This window comes from Micromonospora sp. D93, from assembly GCF_018070365.1.
Taxonomy (GTDB): domain Bacteria; phylum Actinomycetota; class Actinomycetes; order Mycobacteriales; family Micromonosporaceae; genus Micromonospora; species Micromonospora ureilytica.
In genome coordinates this window covers 150,986-176,307 of the sequence record NZ_JAGPXW010000013.1, presented here as the reverse complement: position 1 = coordinate 176,307, position 25,322 = coordinate 150,986, and the positions used below count along the sequence as shown (strand labels likewise).

Below are 25,322 nucleotides of genomic sequence, written 5' to 3'. Positions count from 1 at the left end.
GGTCGATCATGGAGTCGTGGTGAGCGACAGCTCCGTATGCGCCCCTTATGCGGGGCACCACAACTCCATGATCGACGCAGGCCAGGCCGGACGTTGCGGCGATCTTGCGTTTACGGTTGTCGGGATGAGGGGAATAGTCCCTTTTGTCGCGACAGAAACCGCAAGATCGCGCGGACTGGAGGGCTAGGGAGGGGCTCGTTAGGCGAAGAGGGCGGAGACGGATTCGCCGTTGTGGATTCGGCGCGTCGCCTCGGCCAGGGCGGGAGCCACCGACAGGACCTGCAACTTGGGGACCCGCTTGGCGTCCGGGATGGGCACCGTGTTGGTGCAGACGATCTCCAGGACGCCCTCCTGGTCGCTGAGCCTCTGCAGCGCGTCGCCGGAGAAGAGGCCGTGCGTGCAGGCGAGCCGGATCGACCGGACCTTCAGGCCGCGCAGATGCTCCATCAGCTCGACCACAGTGCTGCCCTTGGCGATCTCGTCGTCCAGCACGATGACGTCCCGGTCGGCCACGTCCCCGATCACCGCGCTGATCTTGACCAGGTCGTCGCTGAACCGCTGCTTCGCCCCGGCCGCGACCGGCGTGCCGAGCAGCCGGGCGAAGGCCGCGGCCTCCTTGGCGTTGCCCAGGTCCGGCGAGACCACCACTGCGTTGCTGAGGTCGTAGCGGCGGAAGTGGGTGGCCAGCTCCCGCAGCGCGTGCAGGTGGTCCACCGGGACGCTGAAGAAGCCGTGCACCTGCGGCGAGTGCAGGGTCATCGCGAGCACCCGGTCCGCCCCGGCCGAGGTGAGCAGGTCAGCGACGAGCCGCGCGCCGATCGAGATCCGCGGCGCGTCCTTCTTGTCCGACCGGGCGTACGCATAGTGCGGCAGCACCACGGTGATCCGACCGGCGGACGCACCCCGGGCAGCGTCGATCATCAGCAGCAGCTCGACCAGGTGCTCCTGCACCGGCGGCACCAGTGGCTGGATCAGGAAGACGTCCCGCTCCCGGCAGTTGGCCTGCAACTGGACTTCCAGACAGTCGTTCGCGAACCGGGAGACCCGCACCGGGTGCAGCGGCACCCCCAGGTGGGCGCAGATCTCGGCAGCCAGGTCGGGATGGGCGGTTCCACTGAAAACTGCGATGTCGCGCACGTTCGCACATCGTAGGCGAAGCGGATCGCCACCGTCGGCGGCGGGCCGGAACCCACAGTGACGCCTGTCGCGCCGCGCCGTCGTCCGGGTACGGTGCTGCGGTGACCCCCCAGTACGTCGCCGCCATCGACCAGGGCACCACCTCCTCGCGGTGCATCGTCTTCGACCGGGCCGGGGACATCGTCGCCGTGGCCCAGCGCGAGCACCGGCAGATCTTCCCCCGACCGGGTTGGGTGGAGCACGACGCCGAGGAGATCTGGGACAACGTCCAGCAGGTGGTCGCCGAGGCGCTGCGGTCCGCGGGCACCGACCCGTCCGGATTGGCCGCCGTCGGCATCACCAACCAACGGGAGACCACTGTCGTCTGGGACCGGGCCACCGGCCGCCCGGTGGCCAACGCCATCGTCTGGCAGGACACCCGGACCGGGCCGCTGCTGCGCGAGCTTGCCTCGGCGTACGGCGAGGAGCAGTTCCGGACCCGCACGGGCCTGCCGCTGGCCACCTACTTCGCCGGTCCGAAGCTGCGCTGGCTGCTCGACGAGGTCGACGGCCTGCGCGAGCGCGCCGAGCGCGGCGAGGTGCTCTTCGGCACCATGGACAGCTGGCTGATCTGGAAGTTGACAGGCGAGCACGTCACCGACGTGACGAACGCCAGCCGGACCATGCTGATGGACCTCACGACCCTGGACTGGGCGCCGGAGCTGCTGGACGCGATGGGCGTTCCGGCGGCGATGCTGCCGCAGATCCGCTGCTCCGCCGAGGTGTACGGCACGGCCGGTGGGGTCCTCGCCGGGGTGCCGGTGGCCAGTGCGCTCGGCGACCAGCAGGCCGCCCTGTTCGGGCAGACCTGCTTCCAGCCGGGTGAGGCGAAGTGCACCTACGGCACCGGCAGCTTCCTGCTGCTCAACACCGGCGCCAGCCCGGTCCCGTCGACGCACGGCCTGCTCACCACTGTCGCCTACCGGATCAAGGACCAACCACCGGCGTACGCCCTCGAAGGCGCCATCGCGGTCACCGGCTCACTTGTGCAGTGGCTGCGGGACAACCTCGGGCTGATCTCCACGGCCGCCGAGGTGGAGGAGTTGGCCCGCACCGTGGACGACAACGGCGGCTGCTACGTGGTGCCGGCGTTCTCGGGGCTGTTCGCTCCGCACTGGCGCAGCGACGCACGGGGGGTGATCGCCGGCCTGACCGGTTACATCACCAAGGGACACCTGGCGCGCGCGGCGCTGGAGGCGTCGGCGTGGCAGACCCGCGAGGTGGTCGACGCGATGAACGCCGACTCGGATGTGGCGCTGCGCCGGCTCCGGGTTGACGGCGGGATGACCGCCAACGGCCTGCTGATGCAGTTCCTCGCCGATGTGCTCGACGTGCCGGTGGTCCGCTCCCGGATCACCGAGACCACCTGCCTGGGCGCCGCGTACGCGGCCGGTCTGGCGGTTGGTTTCTGGCCGGACCTGGCCACCCTGCGGGCCCAGTGGCGCTCCGATGCGCAGTGGGAGCCGACCATGGCCCCGGACCTGCGCGAGGAGGAGCTGCGTCAGTGGCGCAAGGCCGTGCAGCGCACCCTCGACTGGGTGGAGTGATCGCCGGTCCGGCGGTCACTCCCAGCGGTTGCCGGTGAGCTTCTCGTAGACCTCCACGTAGCGGGCCCGGGTCGCCTCGACCACCTCGGCCGGCACGTCCGGTGCGGGGCCCTGCTTGTCCCAGCCGCTGCCGGTGGCCCAGTCCCGCACGTACTGCTTGTCGTAGGAGAACTGCACCCGGCCCGGCTGGTACGACTCGGCCGGCCAGAACCGCGACGAGTCGGAGGTGAGCAGCTCGTCGGCGAGAACCAGGGTGCCGTCCGGGGCCCAGCCCAGCTCGATCTTGGTGTCGGCGACCAGGATGCCCCGGTCGGCGGCCAGCTCGGCACCGCGCCGGTAGACGTCGAGGGTGATCTGGCGCAGCCGCTCGGCGGTGGCCTGACCCACAGTGTCCACCACGTCGTCGTACGTGATGGGCTCGTCGTGCTCACCCGCCGGCGCCTTGCTCGACGGCGTGAAGATCGGCTCGGGCAGGATCGACGCCTCGCCGAGCCCCCGCGGCAGTGGCAAACCGGAGACCGCGCCGGTCTGCTCGTACTCCTTCAGGCCGCCACCGGTCAGATATCCGCGGGCGACGCACTCGACCGGGATGATGTCCAGCCGCTGGCAGCGGATGGCCCGCCCGGCGAACTCGGCGGGCACGTCGGTGGCCGAGATGACGTGGTTCGGCACCAGGTCGGCGAGCTGCTCGAACCACCAGAGCGAGAGCGCGGTGAGCAGGCGACCCTTGTCCGGGATCGGCGTCGGCAGCGCCACGTCGTAGATCGAGATGCGATCCGAGGCCACCAGGATCAGGTCGTCGCCGTCGGCGTAGATGTCCCGAACCTTGCCCGAGTGCAGAAGTTCCACGCGCCCTAGTACACCACGCGACATTGGAAGGCCCTGATTCGACCACCCAGCCGAGGGTGACCGGACGGACGTTGACACCTTCGTGCGCTGCCTGCGTGAATGGTCCGACCGCCACCCCCGTAGGTCCAGGAGAGCCCCGTGCCCGTTGTTCGACACCAGCTCGACCGCCTCGGCGCAGACCCGGGCCGGCGCCGACTGCTCAGCGCGCTGCTCGGCGCACCTCTGCTCGCGTCCGGCGGGCTGGCGGGGTGCAGCGACGACGCTGCCACCTCGACCCAGGACGGGCCCGTCGAGCTGTCGGTCTTCTGGTGGGGTGGCACCAAGCGGGCCGAGCTCACCGAGAAGGCGCTTCGGCTCTACTCGAATCGCAACCCCCGGGTCACCTTCCGGGTCACCTGGCAGGGCGCCGACGGCTACTACGACCGGCTGGCCACCCAGGCGGGCGGCGGGAACGTACCGGATCTGATCCAGATCGACGACGCCATGCTGACCGAGTACACCCAACGTCAGGTCATCCTCGACCTCACCGACCACCACCTGGATCTTCGGGGCCTGCCGGAGGGTCTGATCCGTTACGGCACGGTGGAGGGACGGACGATGGCGGTGGCCGCCGCGCAGACCCACGCCGTCGTGGTGTTCAACCGGGACCTGCTGCGGGAGCTGCAGATGCCGGAGCCACGCGCCGGGATGACCTGGGCCGACTACATCTCCTGGGCCACGCAGGTCACCGAGGCCAGCGACCGCCGGGTCGCCGGCACCATGGACGGGTCGGGCGACTACCGGGCGCTCTGGCTCTGGCTGCGGTCGCAGGGCGGTGAGTTCTACCGGGGCAACCAGCTCGGCTTCGGCGCGGACGAGCTGATCGCGTGGTTCGAGCTGTGGCAGCGGGCCCGCAGGGGGCGGGCCACGCCGAGCGCGGCGCTTGTCGAGCAGGCCGACAGCGGCGAGCCGGCCCGACAACTTGTGGTCAACGGGGTGACCGCCGCGTCCTTCGCCTGGTCGCACCAGCTACCGGAGCTGCAACGACTCACCGAGTCCGAGTTGGGCATCGTCGGCTTCCCCGGCCCGCCGGGGGCGCAGTGGGCGCGGGCGTCGATGTACTGGGCGGCGTTCCGGGGCACCCGCCACCCGGACACGGTCGCCGACGTGATCAACTTTTTGACCAACAATGGTGAGGTTGGCGCCATCCTCGGCCACGAGCGTGGGCTGAACGCCAGTGCCGCGGTCCGCCGCTACGCCGAGGGCAGCATCACCGACCCGGCCCAGCGACGGGCCGCCGTGTTCGGCGCCAGCATCGCCGACCTGCTGGGGCCGGCGCCGGCGCCGCCGCCCCAGGGGCACGCCAAGGTGCGTACCCTGCTGGTCACCGCCGCCGAGCGCATCCGGGTCAAGCGCGACGGCACCCGCGAGGCCACCGCGCGCTTCCTGTCCCAGGCCATCGCGGCCCTGGCGGCCGTGAGCACCGGCGGCCAGCCCGGAGCCGGCCGCTGGTGACCCGTCGGCGGCGCCGACCCGGTCAGCGCTGCGGGCCGCCGCCACCCCGGCGGTTGCGCATCAGACGCAGCACCAGGAACACGACGATCGCGACCACCACCAGGCAGCAGAGCAGCGGGAGCACCCCGAAGCCGCTGCGGCCTCGCCGCCGGGCGGCCTCCACGACGAGTTCGCCGGTGCCCGTGGACGCCCAGGCCGCCACGGGGACGAAGACCGCCAGTACTACCGCACCGAAGACCGCGCTCAGGCGGCCCCACCACTTACCGAATGAAGACATGTGCCCATCCTCGCCGAAGGGTGCAACCTCGGCACGTCGGTCCACGCCGAATCACGGGACCGGATCGTCCGAAAGCCTCCCGGTCAGCGCGCAACGTGCTGGCAATGTCCTGGCAAAGACGATGATCTTTACATGAATCTCTTGAGGTGATCGGATTCGCCTCATGGTCAACTCTGTAGACAGTGCGCGGATCTCTCGCACCCGAAGATCTGCGGCGGCAGCGGTCGGCGTCACCCTCGTCGCCGCTCTCCTCACCCCCACGGCGGCACACGGCGCGCCGCCGCCCACACCGCCGCCGACGAGACCCGCTCCGAGCGGCAACGCGGACCGCACACCCGTCACGGTCACCCTGATCACCGGCGACCGGGTGACGGTGACCCCGGGCGTCCAGGGGGCGACACCCTCGGTGGACGTCAAGCGCGCGCCGGGCGCCACCGGCTCCGTGCGCATCTCCACCGAGGGCCGGGACACCTATGTGTACCCGGACGAGGCGGTGCCCTACCTCGCGACCGGTCGACTCGACAAGCAGCTGTTCGACGTCACCCAGCTCATCGCTGAGGGTTACGACGACACGCGGACCGCCGAACTCCCCCTGATCGTCACCCGCACGACGGGTTCGGCGAAGCTCAGGACCGGCACCACCCTGCCGGGCGCTCGGACCACGATGGAGCTCCCCTCGGTACGTGGTGAGGCGATCCGTACCCGCCGATCGCAGGCCGCGGACTTCTGGTCGGCCCTCACCGACCGACAGTCGCCGACCGGCCGCAGCGCTGCCGCCCCGGCACCCTCCTTCACGGCGGGCGTCGACAAGGTGTGGCTCGACGGCAGGGCGAAGGCCACCCTGGCCGACACCACCGCCCAGATCGGGGCGCCCGCGGCGTGGGCCGCGGGTGGCACCGGCGACGGTGTCCGGGTCGCCGTCCTGGACAGCGGGGTGGACACCACCCACCCGGATCTCGCCGACCGGGTGGTGGCCTCCCGGAGCTTCATCCCCGGCCAGGACGTGATCGACCGGAACGGGCACGGCACCCACACCGCCTCCACCGTCGCCGGGACGGGCGCCGCCTCCGGCGGTAGGGAACGGGGCGTGGCCCCTGACGCCGACCTGGTGATCGGCAAGGTCCTCGACGAGTACGGCAGCGGGTCGATCTCCGGGATCATCGCGGGCATGGAGTGGGCGGCGCGGGCCGAGCATGCCAAAGTGATCAACATGAGCCTCGGCGTGAGCGCGTGGCACACCCAGGACGACCCGCTGAGCCAGGCCGTCAACCAACTGACCGCCGAGACGGGTGCGCTCTTCGTCGTCGCCGCCGGCAACAGCGGGCCAGATCCGTACACCCTTGGTGCGCCGGGCACCGCGGACGCCGCGCTGACCATCGGCGCGGTGGATGCCTCCGACCACCTGGCGGACTTCTCCAGCGTCGGACCCCGAATGAACGACGAGGCCCTCAAGCCCGACATGACCGCTCCCGGTGTGGACGTGCTGGCGGCACGCTCGCAGCACATCTCCTGGGGCGAGGGCTACTACTACGTCGACAGTGGCACCTCGATGGCGGCGCCGCACGTCGCCGGGGCTGCCGCACTGCTGGCGCAGAAACACCAGACCTGGAGTGCGCGGCAGATCAAGGACGCGCTGATGGGCACCAGCGTCCGCACGCCCGACTACAACGCCTACCAGGCCGGTAGCGGTCGGTTGAACGTCGCCGCCGCCTACCACCAGGACCAGATCGTCGCATCCGGGTCGGTGGACGCCGGACTCGTCGGCTGGGGCACCGCACCACAGCCGATCAAGCGGACGATCACCTACACCAACACCACGGACAGCCCGATCGCGTTGGCGCTCTCCGTCGACCACGGCAGCTCCCCCGCGCAGACGTTCACCGCAACCGCAGACCGCGTCACGGTGCCCGCTCACGGGAGCGCGACAGTCGATGTCGTGGTGGCCCCGGCCGGCCTTCCCGCCGGCAGGTACTCCGCCCAGGTCACGGCCCGCTTCGCCGCCGGCGAGGTGCACACGGCCGTCGGGGTCGCCGTCGAGTCCAAGAAGTACGACCTCACCATCCACCTGAAGGACCGCGACGGCCGGCCCATGAGCGGCGAGGTCGAGGTCGTCAACGCCGAGACCGGCTCCGCCTTCATGTGGGTGCCGGACGGCAAGCTCACCGCCCGCCTGGCGCCCGGCTCCTACACGGTCGTCGCGGCGGCCGACGTGGAGGGTCTGCACGGGCCCCGCTCCCTCGGGCTCGCGATGCTGACCGCTCCCGAGGTCGATCTCACGGCCAACCGGGTCGTGGAACTCGACGCCGCGCGGGCCCGCCAGGTGAAGGTGGCGACACCCCAGCCGACCGCCGTCGTCAACAGCAGAATCGACGTCTACCGCTCCTTCACCTCGAGCGAGCCGACACCGACCGACTGGAGCGCCCTCCGCGAGACGTTCTGGCCGGGCGCCGCCTACGACAGCCTGTGGGCCCTGCCGACCGGGGACAAGGTGAAGAAGGGCAGCTTCGTCTTCACCACCCGGATTCGCGCCGAGCAGACGCCGCTGGCGATCAGCTACCACGGCCGGCACCTCAGCGACCCGCTCGCGCAGCCCGGCTCCCCGCCGCTGCCCGACGGCACCTCGCGCCTGGACGCCGTCTTCGCGGGCGTCGGCGGCACCGCCGACTACGCCGGCCTCTCCGCCCGCGGCAAGGCAGTGGTCGTCCGCGGCGACGACTCGGTGACCCCCACGGATCAGGCCGCGGCGGCGCACACCGCCGGTGCGGCGATGCTCGTCGTGGTCAACGACCGGCCGGGCCGCAAGAGCGACTGGTACGGCAACCCCGACGCCGTGACGACCGGGCCGATCCCGGTGGCCTCGGTGACCATGGACGAGGGCGAGGCGCTGATCCAGAAGATCACCGCCGCGGGCCGCAACACGGTACGACTGGTCGTCGTCGCCCACCCCACGGCGAAGTACCTGTACGACCTGGTGGACTACCACCGCGGCGGGGTGCCGAAGGACCCGTCCGCCAAGACCGACCCCCGCAACCTCGCCCGGATCGATCTCACCTTCTCCCCGCCCCCGGGGAAGCAGTCGAGCGAGACGCGGATGGACTTCCCGCCGTACGAGTACTTTGCGGCACGCCCGTTCCCGTTCGAGCCGGTCGCGCCGGGCCCGCGTACCGACTGGGTCTCCGCAGGCGGTGGCATCAAGTGGATGCAGTACGCCGACGTCGCCGACTGGGCGCGGTCCAACACGGAGGCCATCGCCTACCGGCCGGGCAGCGTCCAGAAGGACCGCTGGTTCGGGCCCATCACCCGACCACGGCTGCTCAGCACCGAAATCCCGTTCCGCGGTGAGACCGCCATGAGCGCGTACATCCAGGGGTTCGGCGACGCGGGCGCCGCACACAGCGGCGGGGCCAGCATGTCGCAGATCGCCACGTTCTATCAGGGCGACAAGCAGCTGACCCAGTTCGACGGCTGGCCGGAGGTCGGCGCCGGTGACCTGTCACCGGAGAAGCTGCCGTACCGACTGGTCGTCGAGACCACTGGCAAGCCCGAGTTCAGCCCGTACTCAACCGCCACGCACACCGAGTGGAGCTTCGTCTCCGGCGGCAGCGCGGAGGTGCAGGCCATCCCGCTGGTCCAACTGGACTACGGAACGGACGTGGACCTCGCGGGTCGGACGAAGCGCCGAACCGATTTCGCGATCACGCCCGTGGTGGTGGGCAGCACCGCGGCTCGGGACGCCGTGTCGTCGCTCCAGCTGGAGATCTCCTACGACGACGGGGCGACCTGGCAGCGGCAAGGCCTGAAGGAGAAGAAGGGCACCTGGCAGGCGTCTTTGACCGCGCCGCACCGGGCCGACTTCGTGTCGATCCGGGTCACCGCCAAGCAGCGCAACGGTGGCGGCGTCACCCAGACCGTCACCCGGGCCTTCGGCCTGCGGTAGAACCCGCCCGGGGGCCGGCGCCTGTGTGGTGCCGGCCCCTTTGCGGGCCCGCATGCACCAAACGAAGCCGGCCCCCACAGTGTGGGGGCCGGCTTCGTTTCACTTTCAGTGGTAGCGGGGACAGGATTTGAACCTGCGACCTCTGGGTTATGAGCCCAGCGAGCTACCGAGCTGCTCCACCCCGCGTCGACTGGTTAAGACTAACTCACCCGTTCCGGGCGATGATCAGTGGGGTCGCCATCCGCTGTGCCGACACCCCGGAATGTCGAAAGCCCGCCTCCGGTGAACCGGAAACGGGCTTTCGATGTTTCTCGTAGCGGGGACAGGATTTGAACCTGCGACCTCTGGGTTATGAGCCCAGCGAGCTACCGAGCTGCTCCACCCCGCGTCGGCTCGATAACCGTAGCGCACCGACCCGGGACACCGCAAAGCGACGCCGATACCGCTTCCACCGACACCCCTGACCTGGGCCTCCGTCAGTCGAGCCAGTTCTCGATCGCCGCCACCGCCCGCCGACTGTCGGCGTCGACCTGGGTCCGCTCGGCGGCCGTGTACTCCCAACCCTGCTCCCAGAGCACCGTGACCACGTCGTCGATCCGGACCGCCCGGACCAGCCGGACCTCGTCCGAACCGGGCTCGCCCATCCCGTCCGGCATCGGGGCCCGCATCTCGAACAACACCGACTCGTCCCCGTACACCCCGGAGGGCAGCAGTCGCTGCCGCCACGTCCTGCCGTCGTCGGGCAACTTCTGGTCGGGGCAGCCGCGCACGGCCTGCCGCAACTCCCGCAACGCGTCGTCGGCGCGGCCCGTCCGGTAGATGGTGATGGTGTGCCGGTAGCTGCCGTCCGGCACGTTTCCCGTCGGCGTCTCCGGCAACTTGTAGGCCAGATACCGACCACGGCGCTCAACCATCGCCGAGTCGCTGGGCAGCCGCCGCCCGCAGAGCGTCGGCAGAGCCGGCCCCTCCCCCCGCGACTCCACACCGGTCCGGTTCGGGGCCGCCAGCACGAAAAAGGCGCGGTCCGGGATCGACGTGGGCGGCTGCGGTGCTACCGGACCGCTGGGCGGGCGCGACGGCGTGCCGCTCGGGGCGGTGGACGACGGCGTCCGGGACGGCGCTGTCAACGCCGGCGTCGTCGGTGACGGCAGCACACTCGCCCCGGTCGGCACGGGACCAGGCAGGTCGGCGGGCGGCGGCAGCGTCGCGCCGCCGTCCGCCGGGTACGCCAGTCGGCCGCCGACGGCCACCCCGCCGACGAGCAGAGCCACCGCACACGCCGAGCCCGCGACCCGGACTCGGGCCCGCCGGTCGGCTAACCGCCGCACCGACTCGGGATGCGTCAGCTCGTGGCCGTCCGCGACGGTGCCGAGCGACCGGTACAGGTCAGACAGTTCACCTGACATCGTTCGCCTCCAACTCCACGGCGCTGAGGTCGGGCAACAGCGCGGCCAGCCGGGACCGGCCTCGGAACAGCCAGGACTTCACGGTGCCGACCGGGACGTCGGTCTCCCGGGCGATCTCCTCGACGGACATGTCGAAGAGGTAGTGCAGGGCCAGCGCCTGCCGGTGCGTGGCGGGCAACTGTCGGAGCGCTCCGACCAGGAGCACCCCGTCCTCGCTCGGCGGGGGTGCGACCGCCGGTGGCCCCGAACGGCTCAACACCACCCGCCAACGGTGCAGACGTCGCCACCGGTCGGTCGCCAGCCGGGCCACCACGAGCCGCAGCCACGCCTCCGGCGCCGGATGCGACGACAGTCGCCCCCACTGCCGCCAGGCCCGGGTGTACGCCTCCTGCACCAGATCCTGTGCCTCACCGTGGTCGCCAGCGACCGCGTAGCCGTACCGCACCATCCGCCGAGCGGTGCTGCGGTAGAAGTCATCGAAGCTCTGCGCGTCCCGCACGGCTGACCCCCTCGTTCCCACCCCGTCGCAATGAGGACGGCGGACCGGCGTCGCAGGTTGCGGGGCTGGACGGTGCTGTCGGTGACGTGACAGATACCCATAGACAGGACACGGCAGAGCCCCCGCCGTTCGGACCTGGAGTGGTCCGAACGGCGGGGGCTCGGCGAAGAGCTCCGTGCGGTGGCGGGTCAGCCGCCAGCGCTCGGGGTGGCACCCGGCGCACCAGCGGCCTGCTGCGCCTGCTGGAACGCGGTGAGCGCCTCGTCGAGGGCCTTCAGCGCACGCCCGTACCGCTCGAAGTCGCCGGACGTCTGCGCGGCCCGGACCTCGGTGATCGCGGTCTGCACCCGGTCCGCTGCGGCAGCCAGATCACCGGCCGGCGGTGGGGTGCCGGGGCTCGGGGTCCCCGTCGGCGTTGGCGTCGGTGCCGCCGATCCCGAAGGCGTCGGCGTCGGGTTCGTCGGGTTGCCTCCGGTCGTCGGAGGCGGCGACGTGCCCTGCCCGGCCTTCTTGCCCTGCTCGACCAACTGCTTGATGCCGTCGTTGATGTTGTCGGCGAGCACCACGAAGGAGCCACCGTCACCGTACGAGACCAGCACCTTCTGCAACAGCGGGTACGCGTCCTGCTGGTTGCTCTTCACGTAGACCGGCTCGACGTAGAGCATCCCGTCGGCGAAGGGCAACGAGAGCAGGTTGCCGTACTGCACCTGCGCCTGGTTGCTGGAGAGCAGGTTGAGCTGCTGACGGATGTTCGCGTTGTTGGTCATCTGCTGGTGCACCTGCACCGGGCCGGAGATCCGGGTCTGATCCGGCAACTCCAGCACCTCCAGCCGCGGCTGCCCGTCGACGTACGACCCGGAGATCAGCGCGGCGAGGTTCTGCCGGCCGTTCGGGGTGACCGCCGAGGTGAGCTGGAACCGAGGGCTCTCCTGCCCGGGGAACTGGGTGAACAGGTAGTACGGAGGCTGCTTCTGACCGCTGTCCGGAGCGTCCGGCACGTTGGGCACCTGCCAGAAGTCCTGCGCCGAGTAGAAGTCCCCCGGGTTCGTCACGTGGAACTTGGTCAGCAGGTTGCGCTGCACCTTGAACATGTCCGCCGGGTAGCGCAGGTGCTCGGTCAGCTCGACCGGGATCTCCGCCTTCGGCAGCACCAGGTCACCGCCGAACGCCTTGTTCCACGCCTTGAGCACCGGGTCGGTGTCGTCGTACTCGTACAGCTTCACAGTGCCGTCGTACGCGTCGACGGTGGCTTTCACCGAGTTGCGCATGTAGTTGACGTCCTCGCGGGCCAGCTGGAAGGTGCCCCGGTTCGTCAACTCGTCGGTGGTCTCGGTCTGCAGGTTGACCTTCTCGGCGTACGGGTACGAGGCCGCCGTGGTGTAGCCGTCCACGATCCACTGCACCCGACCGTCGACCACCGCCGGGTACGGGTCGCCGTCCAGGGTGAGGAACGGCGCGACCTTCTCCACCCGGTCGCGCGGGTTGCGCACGTACAGCAGCTTGGAGTCCTTGTTGACCGCCTCGGAGAGCAGGAAGTTCGACTCCTGCTCCTTGATGGCGTACAGGAGTCGCCGGGTGAAGGAGCCGATCTCCACACCGCCCTCACCGGTGTAGGTGTAGGACTCGCCGCCACCCTCACCGACCGGCCTGTCGAACTCGGCCTTCTTGTTCGGGTCGGCCTGCCCGACGATGGCGTAGTCGTCGGCCGCCATCCGCTCGCCGTAGTAGATGCGCGGCTGCTTGGCCGGGATCTGCTCGGTCTGCGAGGAACACGCCTCCTGGGTCTTCTCGCCGAGGAAGCCCGAGACGAAGAACGGCTGCCCGCCACAGACCACCTGGTTGGCCGGCGCGGCCACCAGCCCGTACCCGTGGGTGTAGACGGTGTGCCTGTTGATCCAGGTGTTCTGCTGGTCGGTCAACTCGCCGTAGTTGATCTCGCGGACGCCGACCACGTAGTCGGAGACCTTGCCGTTCACCCCGTACCTGTCGATGTCCAGCTTCGGACCGAAGTCGTAGAAGCCACGCACCTGCTGGAGCTGGGTGTACGTCTCGCTGACCAACTGCGGGTCCAGCAGCCGCACGTTCGACACCACCGACGTGTCGGTGGCCAGGTTCCCCGGTGGAGTGAGGTTGTTCGCCGCGTACGGGGTCGTTTCGGTGGCCCCCAACCCGAACGCCGCACGCGTCGCGTCGATGCTGCGCTGGATGTACGGCGCTTCCTTGTCCTTGGCGCTCGGCTTGACCTCGAAGGTCTGCACCGCCCAGGGGTAGATGCCACCGATGGCCACCGCGGACACGCCGAGCAGCGCCAGCGAGATCCCCGGCCAGACCAGGTTCCGCATCCAGGCGTTGGAGAACACGAGGATCGCTATCGCCACCACGATCGAGATGTAGGCGAGGATCTCCTTCGCCGGCAGCAACGCGTTCACGTCGGCGTAGCCGGCGCCGTACAACTTGGCGCCCTCGTTGTACTCCAGCAGCATCGCCCGCCGGTCCAACACGTACGCGATCGCCTTCAACAGCACGAAGACCGCGACCAGGGTGCTCAGGTGCGCGCGGGCCCCGTTGCTCATCCGATCGCCGACGCCCTGGAGGCGGACCCCACCGAAGAGGTAGTGCACCGCAAGCGCGCCGATCACGGCCAGCACCACAGCGGTGAAGGCGACCCCGAGCAGGTAACGCCAGAACGGCAGTTGGAAGACGTAGAAGCCGATGTCGACCCCGAACTCCGGGTCCTTGACGCCGAAGTCACCGCCGTTGCGGAAGAGCAGCCACTGGTTCCACCGGTTCTGCGCGGAGAGGCCGGCGAAGAGCCCGACCACCGCGGCGGCCAGCGAGATCCAGGTGCCGAGACGCGGGCTGAGCACCATCCGGTAGCGCTCCAGCGTCGCCTGCTCCACCGAGTGCGGGCGCAGTCGCGGCCGCAACCGGTAGGCCAGCCACAGGTTGCCACCGACGATCACCGCCATGCCGAGGCCGATGGCGAGGAAGAGCACCAGCCGGGTGAGCAGGACGCCGGTGAAGACCTCGGTGTAACGGACCTCGTCGAACCAGAGCCAGTCGGTCCACGCCTGGACACCCCAGCCGAGCAGGGTGAAGAGCACGAACACCCCGACCAGGACGGCGATGGTGACGCGCCCGCGCCGGCTCATCCTCGGGAGGGGGCTGCTGCTACGCATGACCACTGTTGGCTCCGCACGCTCGATATGATCGGCTCCGACCAGGCACCCAGAGTACGGGGTGTTCCTGAGCGTGTCGGGGCACGGTCACACCGGTCAGCAACGCGTCGGCTGTCCGCCCGCACGCAACGTCTCCAGAGCGGTCATCGCCTCGTCCAACGAGCCCACCCGCAACAGCGGTAGATCGGGCTGCGGATTGCGGACCGCCTCGGCGCAGTTGTCCGCCGGCACGAGGAAGACCTTGGCCCCGGCGCGCTTGGCGCCGACCAGCTTCTGGGCGATCCCGCCGATCGGGCCGACGGTGCCCTCGTCGTCGATGGTGCCGGTGCCGGCGATGACCTGGCCGCCGGTGAGGTCGGCCGGCGTCAACTTGTCGACGATCCCCAGGGCGAACATCAGACCGGCGCTCGGCCCGCCAATGTCCCCCAGGTCGATGCCGAGCGTGAACGGGTGCGGCTGCTGCTGATCGATCTCGACACCGATCCGCGGTCGGCCGTCCTGCTCCTGACTGGTCACCGTCGCGGTGGCCGGCACGCCGTCACGGGTGTAGCCGACGGACAACGCCGTCCCCGCCGGCTTGGCGCGGACCAGCTCGGTGACCTTCGAGGCCACCGGCACCGGCTGGCCGTCGACCGAGGTGATCAGATCACCGGCCTTCAGCGCCCCGGCCGCCGGGCCGTCCCCGGCCACCGTCTTGATCACCACCTGCACCGGAAAGCCCAACTCCCGCAGTGCGGCGGTCTCCGCGCTGGTCTGCGACGCCTTGAAATCCTCGGCGTTGCGCTGCTCGACCTGCTCCGTCGACTCCCCCGGTGGGTAGACCAGCTCGCGCGGCACCACCGCCTCGTCGTCGGAGAACCAACCCGCGATCGCCCCCCGCAACCGCACAGTGGGCTGCACCCCCACCGTGGTCAGCCGCAACTGGCCGGCCGAGGTCGAGGTCTCCCGACCGGAGACCTGGATGACCTCCTTACCGTCGGTCGTGCCGAGGGTGTTGACCGTCGGACCCGGGCCCAGCACCACGTACGGGATCGGCACCCGGAGCACCCCGATGCTCAGCAGGGCGGTGAACAGGGCACCGAGCAGGACCGTCAGGCCACGACGTCTCATGCCGCAGAGCGTACCGACCGGTCGCGGTCCACCGGCCGGATGCGCCACGCGACTTCGCCCTCAGCGCAACGCCAGCGGCGGCTACCTGGGGCGCGGTCCGCGTACCGTAGATGTCGTGCCTGATATTCCGTTCGGTTTCGCGCTCCCGGGTGGGCAACCACCAGACCCCAACGATCCCGCGCAGATGCAGCAGTTCATGTCGCAGTTGCAGCACCTGCTCTCCGCGCCGGGCAGCGGGCCGGTCAACTGGGACCTGGCCCGGCAGGTAGCAGCCAGCCAGCTCTCGGCCGCCGGCGACCCGGCCGTGTCGATGTACGAGCGCAACGCGGTCGAGGAGGCGCTGCGCCTGGCCGACCTGTGGTTGGAGCCCGCCTCGGCGTGGCCCTCCGGCATCCAGAACCCGGTTGCGTGGAACCGCAACGAGTGGATCTTCAAGACGCTGGACGTGTGGCGCAAGCTGTGCGACCCGGTCGCCAGCCGGATGGTCGGCGCGATGGGCGACCTGGTGCCACCGGAGGCGCGCGCCCAGCTCGGCCCGATGCAGTCGATGGTGGCCTCCCTCGGTGGCGCGCTCTTCGGCGGTCAGCTCGGCCAGGCCCTCGGTTCGCTCGCCGCGGAGGTGCTCTCCGCCGGCGACATCGGGCTGCCGCTCGGCCCGGCCGGCACGGCCGCGCTGATCCCGGCCAACATCCGGGCGTACGGCGAGGGCCTGGAACTGCCCGAGGACGAGGTACGCCTCTACGTGGCGCTGCGCGAAGCCGCCCACCAGCGGCTGTTCCAGCACGTCCCGTGGCTGCGTGGGCACGTGCTCAGCGCCGTCGAGATGTACGCCTCGGGCATCCGGGTCAACCGGGAGGCAATCGAGGAGGCGATGGGCCGGGTCGACCCGACCGACCCCGAGTCGATGCAGGCGATCGCCCTGGAAGGCATCTTCACCCCGGAGGACACCCCGGCGCAGAAGGCCTCACTGGCCCGCCTGGAAACCGCACTCGCCCTGGTCGAAGGCTGGGTGTGCCACGTCGTGGACAACGCCGCCAGCGACCGGCTGCCCAACGTCGTCCGGTTGGGCGAGGCGTTCCGCCGTCGCCGGGCCGCCGGCGGTCCCGCCGAGCAGACCTTCGCCGCACTGGTCGGTCTGGAACTGCGCCCCCGCCGCCTGCGCGAGGCTGCGGCACTCTGGGCCGCGCTCACCCAGCACCGTGGCATCGAAGGCCGCGACGCCGTCTGGGGCCACCCGGACCTGCTCCCGTCGGACGACGACTTCGCCGACCCGGTCGCCTTCGCGATGAACGACATGGACCTCAGCGAGCTGGACAGCTTCGACTTCACCGCCCCCAGCGGGGTGGAGGAGAAGGCCCCGGGTCAGGCCGGCCCGTCGGGTGAGTCGGGTCAGTCCGGTCCGTCGGGTCAGTCCGGTCCGTCGGACGAGACCGATGGCGAGGGCGACGCCAAGTCCTGACGTCCGCGCGTCGAAACCGCGCCCGGGTGCCCGCATGATCGACAGCGGGCACCCGGGCGCGTTCGGCAGGGTTGGCCGGTCAGCAGGTCGGACGGGCAGCGCGGGGCCGGTCGGGCGGCCCGGGGCCAGCGGCCAGCGCGGGCCGGGCAGGCGGCCAGCGCGGGGTAGCCGTGCCGGCGAGCAGTGACTCTGGTCCTGTCGGCCGGCTGACGGTTCAGGCGGGGCGGCCCGACCCAGAGAGAAGGGCGCGGGTCGCTTCCCAACCCTCGAAGGCCGGGTCCAGCGTGGCCAGGTCAGCCGGGCCGCGCAGTCGTCGCCAGCCTGCGGTGACTGCCACGTCGCCCGGGCGCGGGGCATTGGCGCGCGCATCAGCCGGCGTTGCCGTGTCCAGCTCCAGGGTCGGTAGCCAGTCCGGCGCGGGCAGTCGTACCGCGACCCCGAGCAGGCCAGGGCCGCCGCCCTCGACCGGAGCCACCGCGACCGGTCGGGTGGTGAGCGGGCGGAGCAGCTTGCCGACGGTCAGGGCGGGCAGGTCGGGCACGTCACTTACCAGCACGGCCGCCTGCTCGTACCCCTCCAGCGCGGCGAACACGCCGTTCGGCGTCGGCTCGGCCACCTCGTACACCGCCGTGCCGGGCCACACCAGCGCATCGGCCAGGGCCCGGTCGGCCGGGGTCACCGCGACCGCGACCTCCACCTCGTTGAGGGTGGCGAGCAGGTCGATGACGTCTTCAGCGAGTGCCGCTCGCCACTCCGCCAGGTCGACACCCGGCGGCGACCAGTGCGCCGGCCCGAGCAACGCCACCACCACTCGTCGCGCCATCCCCCGACCCTAGCGCCCCGCCCGGCACAGCGAACCCACCCGCCCGGCACAGCCATCCCACCCTGCCGGAGGCACCTGCCTGAGCCTATTCCGCCCAAAGCATCCGAACCCGGACCATTCGGACCCGACCCGGAGCACCCTGACGCGGGCCCGCTGACAGGATCGACTCGGCTTCAAGGAAGTCGCGGGGTCCCAGGGCCATCGACAGCACGGTTTTCAGGAAACCGAGTCGATCTAGGCCGATCGCGCTTCAGACGGCGTCCGGCGCGGGATCCAGGGGCTCGGCGCACGCGGGACCCAGGCGGGTCAGGAGGGGGTGTCGATCAGGTGGGGAGGGGTGCGCATGAGGCGGCGGCGACCCCTTCGAGGTAGCCGCGGGCGCGTTCAGCCTTGGGATAGCGACCGACCAACGCCCAGAACCGGGCGTTGTGGCTGGGCACGATGAGGTGCGCCAGCTCGTGCAGCAACACGTAGTCGATCACCCATTCGGGCATCTCCTGGACGCGGTGCGAGATTCGGATGCTGCGGTCGGCCGGCGTGCAGGAGCCCCATCGGCCGTTCTGGTTGGTGACCCATCGGACGCTGGCCGGCACCGCTTTCGTGGCGTACCCGGGGAGGTAGAGGTCGATGAGCCGGTTGGCGCGGGCCACCAGCTCGGCGTCCGAGCGGGCGAGGCGGCCCTCCCGGGCGGCGAGGCGGGCGAGCATCCGGTCGACCCATTCGCTCTCCTCGGCGCGGGAGAACTGGTCGGGGATGAGGACGACCACTCGCTCACCGTCACGGTACGCGGACACCGTGCGTCGTCGACGCTGGCTGCGCCGCACCTCGACGACCGGCTTGCGCGTCCCCGCCATCACTGGCCCGCGCAGCCTCGACTACGTGTCACGAAGGAAAGCTAATGCCCACTGACCAGGGGTCCGCAAGAGTCAACCGCACGACACGCGCCCAGAAAATGGTGATTGGTCGCCAGGCGTCCCGAAAATTTCTTGACCGCAGCGCCATCGCGCCATCTCGTCACCCTTGGTGAACGCCGATAGCGCCGGTACGCGACACGTCCCCACCGTAGGTGATCAGCGTCCCGAATGCCTCCGCAGGGGCACTCGCACGGGTGGCTGTCAGGGTTTGGTCGGCGTGTCCCCGCCAAACTGACTTATCCGACCTATTTCGCCATGCACACTCTCGACGTCGACTTGCTCACAGTGTCGATGCACAGCTGACATGGAACTGCCCAGACCTGGGTAGGGTCCGCGGACCAGCGGTCACGAAGGTGGCCGCGGAGTGAGACCCAGCGCCGGCGCCCCGTGTGGCCCGCCGCCGGGCACCCCGCCGGAACGGCATTGACCGGCGGACGAGACGAGGAGGGCACCGTGGCCGACCAGGCCCAGACGACCTACAACGGTTACTGCGTGAAGTGCAAGGAGAAGCGGGACTTCGAGGGGCACGTCGAGGTCTCGAAGACCGGAATGAACATGGCCAAGGGCAAGTGTCCGGTATGCGGAACAACAGTGAACCGCATCCTGGGCAAGGCCAAGGTCTGACCCGAACGGGTGAACGGGGGTGGGGCGGCCGGTGGCCATCCCACCCCCGTTGCCGATCGGGAGTGCGGTGCCACCGGCATCGGTAGCCCTGTCGGGTGACCGACAACGGCGATGGCAGGCTGTGGAAAACCCGCGAAAACCTGTGGATAGCGCTGGACAGCGGCCTGGCGACCTGTGGACAACGATCGACTGAACGCGAAGATGCGGTCACGATTCGTGACCATGAGCCGCACCGTACTACCGCGTCCCACCCTGCTGCCCGGCCTCAACCGGCTCTGGCGGGACCGGCACACCCTCCAGCTGGGCGTCGGCCATGCGCCGGCCGCTCTGCTGGAGTTGGCGAACCCACGCGCCGCCCACCTGCTCGACCTGCTCGACGGCACCCGCAGCGAGCGCGCCGTGCTGGCCCAGGCGGCGAGCGCCCAGGTCGACGCCGACGACGTGCGTACCCTGCTCGACACCCTGCGGGCCGCCGGCCTGTTGGTGCCCGCGCACAGCCTGCTTCCCCGCGACCTGACCGGCCCGGTCCGTGCCCGGCTCGCGGCGGAGGCCGGCGCGCTGGCCCTCACCGCAGCCCGACTGCCCGGCACGCCCGCGCAGGTCCTGCGTCGGCGGCGGGCGGCCCGCGTCCTGCTCACCGGCGGCGGGGCGCTCGGCGGGCCGCTGACGGTGGCATTGGCCCAGTCCGGTGTGGGGCAGGTGATTCCCCAGCTCACCGGCCTGGTACGCGCCGTCGACCTGATCGGCACGGGCATCCCCGCCGCCGAACTGGGTAGCCCACTGGCACCGGCGGTGCGGGCCGCTCTCAACCGCGTCGCACCGGGCACCGGCACCCATCCGAGCCGCGCCGGACGGATCGACCTGGTGATTCAGCTCGGCACCGACCGGCCTCCCGCGCTGCTCGCCGCCGGTCTCGCCCAGCGCCGGCAGCCGCACCTGCTGGTCACGCTGCGCGAGGGCGTACCGGTGATCGGGCCGTTGGTCCGCCCACCCGCCGGGCCCTGCCTGCACTGCGTCGAGCTGCACCGCGCCGACCGCGACCCGGACTGGCCGCGGCTCGCCGCACAGCTCGCCGCCGCCGACCCGCCGGCCGCCGGAACGACCGGCACGCTGCTCGTCGCCTGCGGGTACGCGCTGACCGAAGTGCTGACGCAGCTGGACGGAGGTCAGCCGGAGACGCTGGGCGGCGCCATGGAGATCACCGGTGCCGGCCGTTTCCGTCGTCGGGGTTGGCCGCCACACCCGGCGTGCGGGTGCTCGCAGGGCCGAGTGTCCGCACCAGCCCGGCCGCAGAGCAGCAGCGGGGCCCTCCGGTCGGTAACAATGACCGGGTGACCGACATCCCGCGCCGCGCCGTGTCCCGCACCGCCAAGCTCGCCGCCCTGCCGCTCGGCTTCGCCGGCCGGACCGTTCTCGGCATGGGAAAGCGCGTCACCGGGCTCGCCTCCGACGTGATCTCCGCGGAGATCCAGCAGCGCACCGCCGAGCAGCTGTTCAGCGTGCTGGGCCAGCTCAAGGGCGGGGCGATGAAGTTCGGCCAGGCGCTGTCGGTCTTCGAGGCGGCTTTGCCGGAGGAGATCGCCGCGCCCTACCGGCAGGCGCTGACGAAGTTGCAGGAGGCGGCGCCACCGCTGCCGGTCGCCAGCGTGCACAAGGTGCTGTCAGAGCAACTCGGCCCCGACTGGCGGGACCTGTTCGTCGAGTTCAACGACGTCCCGGCCGCCGCCGCGAGCATCGGCCAGGTGCACCGGGCTCGCTGGCGCGAGCCCGGGTTCGACGAGTCGGGCGCTCCGAACAGCCGCGACGTAGCGGTCAAGATCCAGTATCCGGGGGCCGGCGACGCCCTGCTCGCCGACCTCAAGCAGCTCTCCCGACTGGGCGGGATGTTCCGGGCCATCCAGCCCGGCCTGGACGTCAAGCCGCTCCTGGCCGAGCTGCGCGAACGGATCACCGAGGAGTTGGACTACGAGTTGGAGGCCGAGTCGCAGCGCACCTTCGCGGCCGCGTACGCCGACGACCCGGAGATCTTCATCCCGGAGGTGGTCAACGCCTCGCCCCGGGTGCTGGTCACCGAGTGGGTGACGGGCACCCCGCTGGCCGACATCATCCGCGAGGGCACCGAGGAGGATCGCGACGAGGCGGGCCGGCTGATGGCCACCCTGCACCTCTCCGCGCCACAGCGGGCTGGGCTGCTGCACGCCGACCCGCACCCGGGAAACTTCCGGCTGCTGCCCGACGGTCGGCTCGGGGTGATCGACTTCGGTGCGGTGGCCCGGATGCCGGAGGGCACTCCGGAGCCGATCGGTCGTATCGCGGCGATGGCCCTGCGCGGCGACGCCGACGAGGTCGTGGCGGGGCTGCGGTCGGAGGGGTTCATCGGCTCGGCCGAGGAGATCGACGCCGAGGGGGTGCTCGACTTCATCCGCCCCATGCTGGAACCCATCGCGGCGGACGGCTTCCGCTTCACCCGGGCCTGGTTGCGGGGCGAGGCGGGTCGACTGGCCAGCCCCCGCTCCCCCACGTACCAGCTGAGCAGGCAGCTCAACCTGCCACCGTCGTACCTGCTGATCCACCGGGTGACGCTCGGGTCGATCGGGGTGCTCTGCCAGTTGGAGGCGAAAGCCCCCTACCGGAGCATCCTGGAGCGCTGGCTGCCCGGCTTCGCCCCGGTCGCCTGAGGGCGTCAAGAGACGACATGGGGAAGGGCGGGTGCCGGTCGGCACCCGCCCTTCCGTGTGGGGTGGTACTAGAGAATGCCCAGGTCGCGAGCCGCCTGGTTGCGGCCGGTCATGGCGACGGTACGGGCGGATCGGGTTGCCTCAGTGCTCGTGGTGGTACGACCGGCCTGAGGCCGGCGCATTCGAGCCCGGGACAACGCTTCGTGGAGTAGTTGCATCTCGAAGGCTCCACTCGGAACGTTCAACATCGTTTTCTCACTCACTGCCGGTGTGGCACCGGCGTAGTTGGTACGGGTCGGGAACATGTCAGGCTGCCAGCCGGACCGCGCCACGCACCTCGGACAGCCCACTGGCTGCCAGGCGCGCCTCGGCCTCGACGCGAAGCTCGGCGTCACGGGCGACGTCCTCCTTACGCGGACGGCCACGGGGCCGCTTACGCGGGACAACCGCGCCACGCTCGAAGATCTCGCCGCCCCAGACGCCCCACGGCTCCGCTCGCTCAACGGCTCCGGCCAGGCATTCGACGCGCAGCGGGCAGTCCCCGCAGAGCGACTTGGCCAGCTCGAGCTCGGTGGGCGAGTCGGAGAACCACAGGTCGGGGTCGAACTTCCGGCAGGGCAGGTTCGCCTCCATCTCGACACTCATGTCGAGGGGGGCCAACGCCAGACTCATCTCCCGGTCACCTCTCTCTCACTTCGATCTCGTGGATCGCATTCCGACGTACTTACGGCGGGCAAAAAACTGAGGCCGCGGATCCCGGTAAGCGGGTTCCGCGGCCTCGAGGTGAGCCGGAGTCTGTTGGTCAGACCGGTCTACCTCGAGGTGGAACGCCGCGGACATCCATGCGCTTCTTGGCGACCTGGATGCCATTGCCCGTGAAGCCACTGGTCCCCTCGACTCCAGCGGGCGCGACGGTCAGGATCAGCTCGGCCTGAACCTGGTGCACCTGTGGAACCGACGGTCGTGCGGCCGTAAGGGCCACCCGGACAGCCGACAGCGGGGCGTGGACAGACGGCATCGCCGTCAGACGCTCATAGGTGAAGATCTTCACGGGTGCCACCTCCCTCACGTTCCTCGAATCGACTGGACCGGCCCCGTGAGCAGCCGGAATGGCGCCGCTCGCGTGGTGTGTCCTGAGGCTATTCCTCGCGCCGGGGCGAGGGCAAACGAATTTACGACGAGATTTCGAAAGTTTTCTCCGGGCAGACATCGTCCACCCCGGCACCGGCCACGAGGGCCAGCACCGACTCGCCGTAGAGGCCCAGCTTGCGAGGGCCGATACCGGCGATGGCGATCAACTCCTCCGACCGGCCGGGTCGCCGCTCGGCCAACGCGACAAGTGTCGCGTCGGTGAAGACCACGTACGCCGGGACCTTCTGCGCACCGGCCACCCGCTGCCGCCACTCGCGCAGCCGTTCGTGCAGCTCATCGTCGATGTCGGACGGGCAGGTCGGGCAGCGGCCGAGCTTGCGGTCGGGGCCGGCGAGCAGGGTGGCGCCGCAGATCCGGCAGGAGACGATCTGGGTTCGCCGCCGCTCGGGACGGCTGGCCGGACCGGCGCCGCCGGTGGCTCGTTCGGTGCCGCCGGAGCGGTCCAGCTGGGGAAGGAACCGCGACGGCCGCCGGGCTCGTCCGCCCGGCGAGCGTGCGGCGGCGTACGACAGCCAGAGCCACTCCCGGGCGCGGGTGATCCCGACGTAGAGCAGCCGCCGCTCCTCCTCGACCTGCTCAACGGTCTTGGCGTACGTGGTGGGCAGGGTGCCCTCGGCGAGGCCGACCAGGAAGACCGCGTCCCACTCCAAGCCCTTCGCCGAGTGCAGGGACGCCAGCGTCACGCCGTCCACCGTCGGCACGTGCTGCTGGGCGGCCCGGCGCGCCAACTCCTCGGTGAAGTCGGAGAGGGTGACCGGGCGCTCCACCGAGGCGGCCTCGCCGATCGGCACGACCTCGGGGGTGGCCGCGTACTCCTCGGAGAGCTGGACCAGCGCGGACAGCGCCTCCCAGCGCTCGCGGGCGGCCCCGCCGGCCGGAGGCGCGTCCGGGGCCCAGCCGACCGCGGTGAGCGCCTCGACGACGGCGGCCGGCAGCGGTGTCTCCCCCGGGATCGAGCGGGTGGCGGCGCGCAGCGCGACCATCGCCTGGCGCACCTCGGTCCGTTCGAAGAACCGCTCCGCGCCCTGCACGACGTACGGCACCGCGGCCTCGGTGAGCGCCTTCTCGTACGCCTCGGACTGCGCGTTGACGCGGAACAGCACAGCGATCTCCTTCGCCGGCGTGCCCGCGTCGATCAGCGACCGGCAGCGCGCGGCCACGGCGTTCGCCTCGGCCGGCTCGTCGGTGAAGATCCGCAGGTCCGGTTCGGGGCCGGGAGGGCGTTGCCCGCTCAACTCCAGCCGCAGCCGCGCCTCGGTGCCCCGGGCCTGGGCGATCACCGCGTTGGCCAGCCCGACCACCTGCGGGGTGGAGCGGTAGTCGCGGACCAGCCGAACCACTGTGGCGCCCCGGTGCCGGCGGGGGAAGTCGACCAGGTACGCCGAGGTGGCCCCGGTGAACGAGTAGATCGTCTGGCTGGCGTCCCCGACCACTGTCAGGTCGTTGCGGCCAGCCAGCCAGGCGTCGAGCAAGCGCTGCTGGAGGGGGTTGACGTCCTGGTACTCGTCGACCACGAAGTGCCGGTACTGGGTGCGGACCTGCTCGCCGACGTCCGAGTGCTCCTCGATCCCCCACACCGCGGCCCGCAGCATGTCCTCGAAGTCGATCACCCCGTTCGCGCGTTTGAGTTGCTCGTACGCGGTGAACACGTCGGCGACCTTCGTCGGCTCGTGCGGTGTGTCGCGCAGCGCCCGGGCCGCGGACACCACGTAGTCCGTCGGCTCGACAAGCGACGACTTGGCCCACTCGATCTCACCGGCCAGGTCCCGTGCGGCGGCCCGGTCGGTCCGTAGGCCGACCCGGGCGGCGGCGAGGGTGACCAGCCGTACCTTGCTGTCCAGCAGCTCGGGCATGGCGCGGCCGGACAGCAGCCGGGGCGCGAAGTACCGCACCTGCCGCAGCGCAGCGGCATGGAAGGTCCGCGCCTGGACACCGCCCACCCCGAGGACGGTGAGCCGGCTCCGCATCTCGGCGGCGGCGCGGGCGGTGAAGGTGACCGCGAGCACGTGCCGGGGGGAGATCTCGCCGGAAAGCACCCGGTGGGCGATCCGGGAGGTGATCGCCCGGGTCTTACCGGTGCCGGCGCCGGCCAGGATGCAGACCGGGCCGGCGGGCGCGGTCACCGCGGAGCGTTGCTCCGGGTCCAGCCCGGCGAGCACCTGTTCCGACGCTGAGTGAACCACCACAACCAGGAATCA

Annotated in this window: 19 protein-coding genes and 2 tRNA genes; 7 read left to right on the top strand and 14 right to left on the bottom strand. The window is 70.9% G+C overall.

Annotated features, from left to right (window positions below):
* Window positions 1–198: 198 nt before the first annotated feature.
* On the bottom strand, window positions 199–1,137 hold the full coding sequence (locus KBX71_RS17420) for a ribose-phosphate pyrophosphokinase (RefSeq protein WP_196929654.1): 939 nt from the start codon (window positions 1,135–1,137) through the stop codon (window positions 199–201).
* 101 nt (window positions 1,138–1,238) lie between these two features.
* On the opposite strand from KBX71_RS17420, the gene glpK reads away from it, so the two are divergent.
* On the top strand, window positions 1,239–2,723 hold the full coding sequence (gene glpK, locus KBX71_RS17415; RefSeq protein ID WP_210819052.1) for a glycerol kinase GlpK: 1,485 nt from the start codon (window positions 1,239–1,241) through the stop codon (window positions 2,721–2,723).
* Between the two features lie 15 nt (window positions 2,724–2,738).
* On the opposite strand, the gene KBX71_RS17410 is transcribed toward glpK, so the two are convergent.
* Complete coding sequence (locus tag KBX71_RS17410; RefSeq protein WP_210819051.1) at window positions 2,739–3,572, bottom strand: phosphoribosylaminoimidazolesuccinocarboxamide synthase; 834 nt, start codon at window positions 3,570–3,572, stop codon at window positions 2,739–2,741.
* 138 nt (window positions 3,573–3,710) lie between these two features.
* On the opposite strand from KBX71_RS17410, the gene KBX71_RS17405 reads away from it, so the two are divergent.
* Window positions 3,711–5,066 (top strand): ABC transporter substrate-binding protein, encoded by a 1,356-nt coding sequence (locus KBX71_RS17405; protein WP_210819050.1) that lies wholly within the window; start codon window positions 3,711–3,713, stop codon window positions 5,064–5,066.
* Window positions 5,067–5,088: 22 nt separating this feature from the next.
* Here the strand turns inward: KBX71_RS17405 and KBX71_RS17400 are convergent, their stop codons facing one another.
* Complete coding sequence (locus KBX71_RS17400; protein ID WP_210819049.1) at window positions 5,089–5,343, bottom strand: hypothetical protein; 255 nt, start codon at window positions 5,341–5,343, stop codon at window positions 5,089–5,091.
* Between the two features lie 163 nt (window positions 5,344–5,506).
* On the opposite strand from KBX71_RS17400, the gene KBX71_RS17395 reads away from it, so the two are divergent.
* Window positions 5,507–9,280, top strand: a complete 3,774-nt coding sequence (locus KBX71_RS17395; RefSeq protein WP_210819048.1) for a S8 family serine peptidase — start codon at window positions 5,507–5,509, stop codon at window positions 9,278–9,280.
* A 109-nt stretch (window positions 9,281–9,389) separates the two neighbouring features.
* Here KBX71_RS17395 and KBX71_RS17390 read toward each other — a convergent pair.
* The 6 genes from KBX71_RS17390 to KBX71_RS17365 all read right to left on the bottom strand — a co-directional run bounded on the left by KBX71_RS17390 (window position 9,390) and on the right by KBX71_RS17365 (window position 15,474).
* A tRNA-Met gene (locus KBX71_RS17390) sits at window positions 9,390–9,466 on the bottom strand.
* Between the two features lie 128 nt (window positions 9,467–9,594).
* Window positions 9,595–9,668: transfer RNA gene (locus KBX71_RS17385), tRNA-Met, on the bottom strand.
* 88 nt (window positions 9,669–9,756) lie between these two features.
* Complete coding sequence (locus tag KBX71_RS17380; RefSeq protein ID WP_210819047.1) at window positions 9,757–10,686, bottom strand: hypothetical protein; 930 nt, start codon at window positions 10,684–10,686, stop codon at window positions 9,757–9,759.
* Complete coding sequence (locus KBX71_RS17375) at window positions 10,676–11,185, bottom strand: SigE family RNA polymerase sigma factor (protein WP_210819046.1); 510 nt, start codon at window positions 11,183–11,185, stop codon at window positions 10,676–10,678. The genes KBX71_RS17380 and KBX71_RS17375 overlap by 11 nt, the downstream gene beginning before the upstream one ends.
* A 188-nt stretch (window positions 11,186–11,373) precedes the next feature.
* Window positions 11,374–14,370 carry a UPF0182 family protein gene (locus KBX71_RS17370; RefSeq protein ID WP_210819045.1) on the bottom strand — a complete coding sequence of 999 codons (2,997 nt, stop codon included), beginning with the start codon at window positions 14,368–14,370 and terminating at the stop codon, window positions 11,374–11,376.
* Between the two features lie 90 nt (window positions 14,371–14,460).
* On the bottom strand, window positions 14,461–15,474 hold the full coding sequence (locus KBX71_RS17365) for a PDZ domain-containing protein (RefSeq protein ID WP_205780254.1): 1,014 nt from the start codon (window positions 15,472–15,474) through the stop codon (window positions 14,461–14,463).
* 184 nt (window positions 15,475–15,658) lie between these two features.
* Here KBX71_RS17365 and KBX71_RS17360 point away from each other — a divergent pair, with 184 nt between their 5' ends.
* Window positions 15,659–16,933 (top strand): zinc-dependent metalloprotease, encoded by a 1,275-nt coding sequence (locus KBX71_RS17360; protein ID WP_247683644.1) that lies wholly within the window; start codon window positions 15,659–15,661, stop codon window positions 16,931–16,933.
* Between the two features lie 214 nt (window positions 16,934–17,147).
* Here the strand turns inward: KBX71_RS17360 and KBX71_RS17355 are convergent, their stop codons facing one another.
* Together KBX71_RS17355 and KBX71_RS17350 are read right to left on the bottom strand one after the other, a co-directional pair.
* Window positions 17,148–17,756 carry a hypothetical protein gene (locus tag KBX71_RS17355; protein ID WP_210819044.1) on the bottom strand — a complete coding sequence of 203 codons (609 nt, stop codon included), beginning with the start codon at window positions 17,754–17,756 and terminating at the stop codon, window positions 17,148–17,150.
* A gap of 323 nt (window positions 17,757–18,079) precedes the next feature.
* Window positions 18,080–18,610 (bottom strand): M48 family metallopeptidase, encoded by a 531-nt coding sequence (locus tag KBX71_RS17350; RefSeq protein ID WP_210819043.1) that lies wholly within the window; start codon window positions 18,608–18,610, stop codon window positions 18,080–18,082.
* Window positions 18,611–19,123: 513 nt separating this feature from the next.
* Between KBX71_RS17350 and KBX71_RS17345 the strand changes: the two genes are divergently transcribed.
* From KBX71_RS17345 to KBX71_RS17335, 3 genes are all read left to right on the top strand, one after another.
* Window positions 19,124–19,294 (top strand): DUF5679 domain-containing protein, encoded by a 171-nt coding sequence (locus tag KBX71_RS17345; RefSeq protein ID WP_167457767.1) that lies wholly within the window; start codon window positions 19,124–19,126, stop codon window positions 19,292–19,294.
* A 222-nt stretch (window positions 19,295–19,516) separates the two neighbouring features.
* Window positions 19,517–20,629, top strand: a complete 1,113-nt coding sequence (locus KBX71_RS17340) for a TOMM precursor leader peptide-binding protein (protein ID WP_210819042.1) — start codon at window positions 19,517–19,519, stop codon at window positions 20,627–20,629.
* Window positions 20,626–21,972 (top strand): AarF/ABC1/UbiB kinase family protein, encoded by a 1,347-nt coding sequence (locus KBX71_RS17335; RefSeq protein ID WP_210819041.1) that lies wholly within the window; start codon window positions 20,626–20,628, stop codon window positions 21,970–21,972. The genes KBX71_RS17340 and KBX71_RS17335 overlap by 4 nt, the downstream gene beginning before the upstream one ends.
* 306 nt (window positions 21,973–22,278) lie before the next feature.
* Here KBX71_RS17335 and KBX71_RS17330 read toward each other — a convergent pair whose 3' ends face one another.
* From KBX71_RS17330 to KBX71_RS17320, 3 genes are all read right to left on the bottom strand, one after another.
* On the bottom strand, window positions 22,279–22,644 hold the full coding sequence (locus tag KBX71_RS17330; RefSeq protein ID WP_030490434.1) for a WhiB family transcriptional regulator: 366 nt from the start codon (window positions 22,642–22,644) through the stop codon (window positions 22,279–22,281).
* A 130-nt stretch (window positions 22,645–22,774) separates the two neighbouring features.
* Window positions 22,775–22,990: a hypothetical protein gene (locus tag KBX71_RS17325; protein WP_210819060.1), complete on the bottom strand. Its 216-nt coding sequence runs from the start codon at window positions 22,988–22,990 to the stop codon at window positions 22,775–22,777.
* Between the two features lie 154 nt (window positions 22,991–23,144).
* The gene (locus KBX71_RS17320) at window positions 23,145–25,310 is read right to left on the bottom strand and encodes an ATP-dependent DNA helicase UvrD2 (RefSeq protein ID WP_210819040.1); all 2,166 of its coding nucleotides are present in this window, start codon (window positions 25,308–25,310) and stop codon (window positions 23,145–23,147) included.
* Window positions 25,311–25,322: the final 12 nt, after the last annotated feature.

What these genes read in the sequence shown, in the direction of transcription:
- KBX71_RS17400 (WP_210819049.1), bottom strand. Translation starts at nt 5,343, where the DNA reads ATGTCTTCATTCGGTAAGTGGTGGGGCCGCCTGAGCGCGGTCTTCGGT.
- KBX71_RS17395 (WP_210819048.1), top strand. Translation starts at nt 5,507, where the DNA reads ATGGTCAACTCTGTAGACAGTGCGCGGATCTCTCGCACCCGAAGATCT.
- KBX71_RS17380 (WP_210819047.1), bottom strand. Translation starts at nt 10,686, where the DNA reads ATGTCAGGTGAACTGTCTGACCTGTACCGGTCGCTCGGCACCGTCGCG.
- KBX71_RS17365 (WP_205780254.1), bottom strand. Translation starts at nt 15,474, where the DNA reads ATGAGACGTCGTGGCCTGACGGTCCTGCTCGGTGCCCTGTTCACCGCC.
- KBX71_RS17360 (WP_247683644.1), top strand. Translation starts at nt 15,659, where the DNA reads ATGCAGCAGTTCATGTCGCAGTTGCAGCACCTGCTCTCCGCGCCGGGC.
- KBX71_RS17355 (WP_210819044.1), bottom strand. Translation starts at nt 17,756, where the DNA reads ATGGCGCGACGAGTGGTGGTGGCGTTGCTCGGGCCGGCGCACTGGTCG.
- KBX71_RS17350 (WP_210819043.1), bottom strand. Translation starts at nt 18,610, where the DNA reads ATGGCGGGGACGCGCAAGCCGGTCGTCGAGGTGCGGCGCAGCCAGCGT.
- KBX71_RS17340 (WP_210819042.1), top strand. Translation starts at nt 19,517, where the DNA reads ATGAGCCGCACCGTACTACCGCGTCCCACCCTGCTGCCCGGCCTCAAC.
- KBX71_RS17330 (WP_030490434.1), bottom strand. Translation starts at nt 22,644, where the DNA reads ATGAGTCTGGCGTTGGCCCCCCTCGACATGAGTGTCGAGATGGAGGCG.
- KBX71_RS17325 (WP_210819060.1), bottom strand. Translation starts at nt 22,990, where the DNA reads ATGCCGTCTGTCCACGCCCCGCTGTCGGCTGTCCGGGTGGCCCTTACG.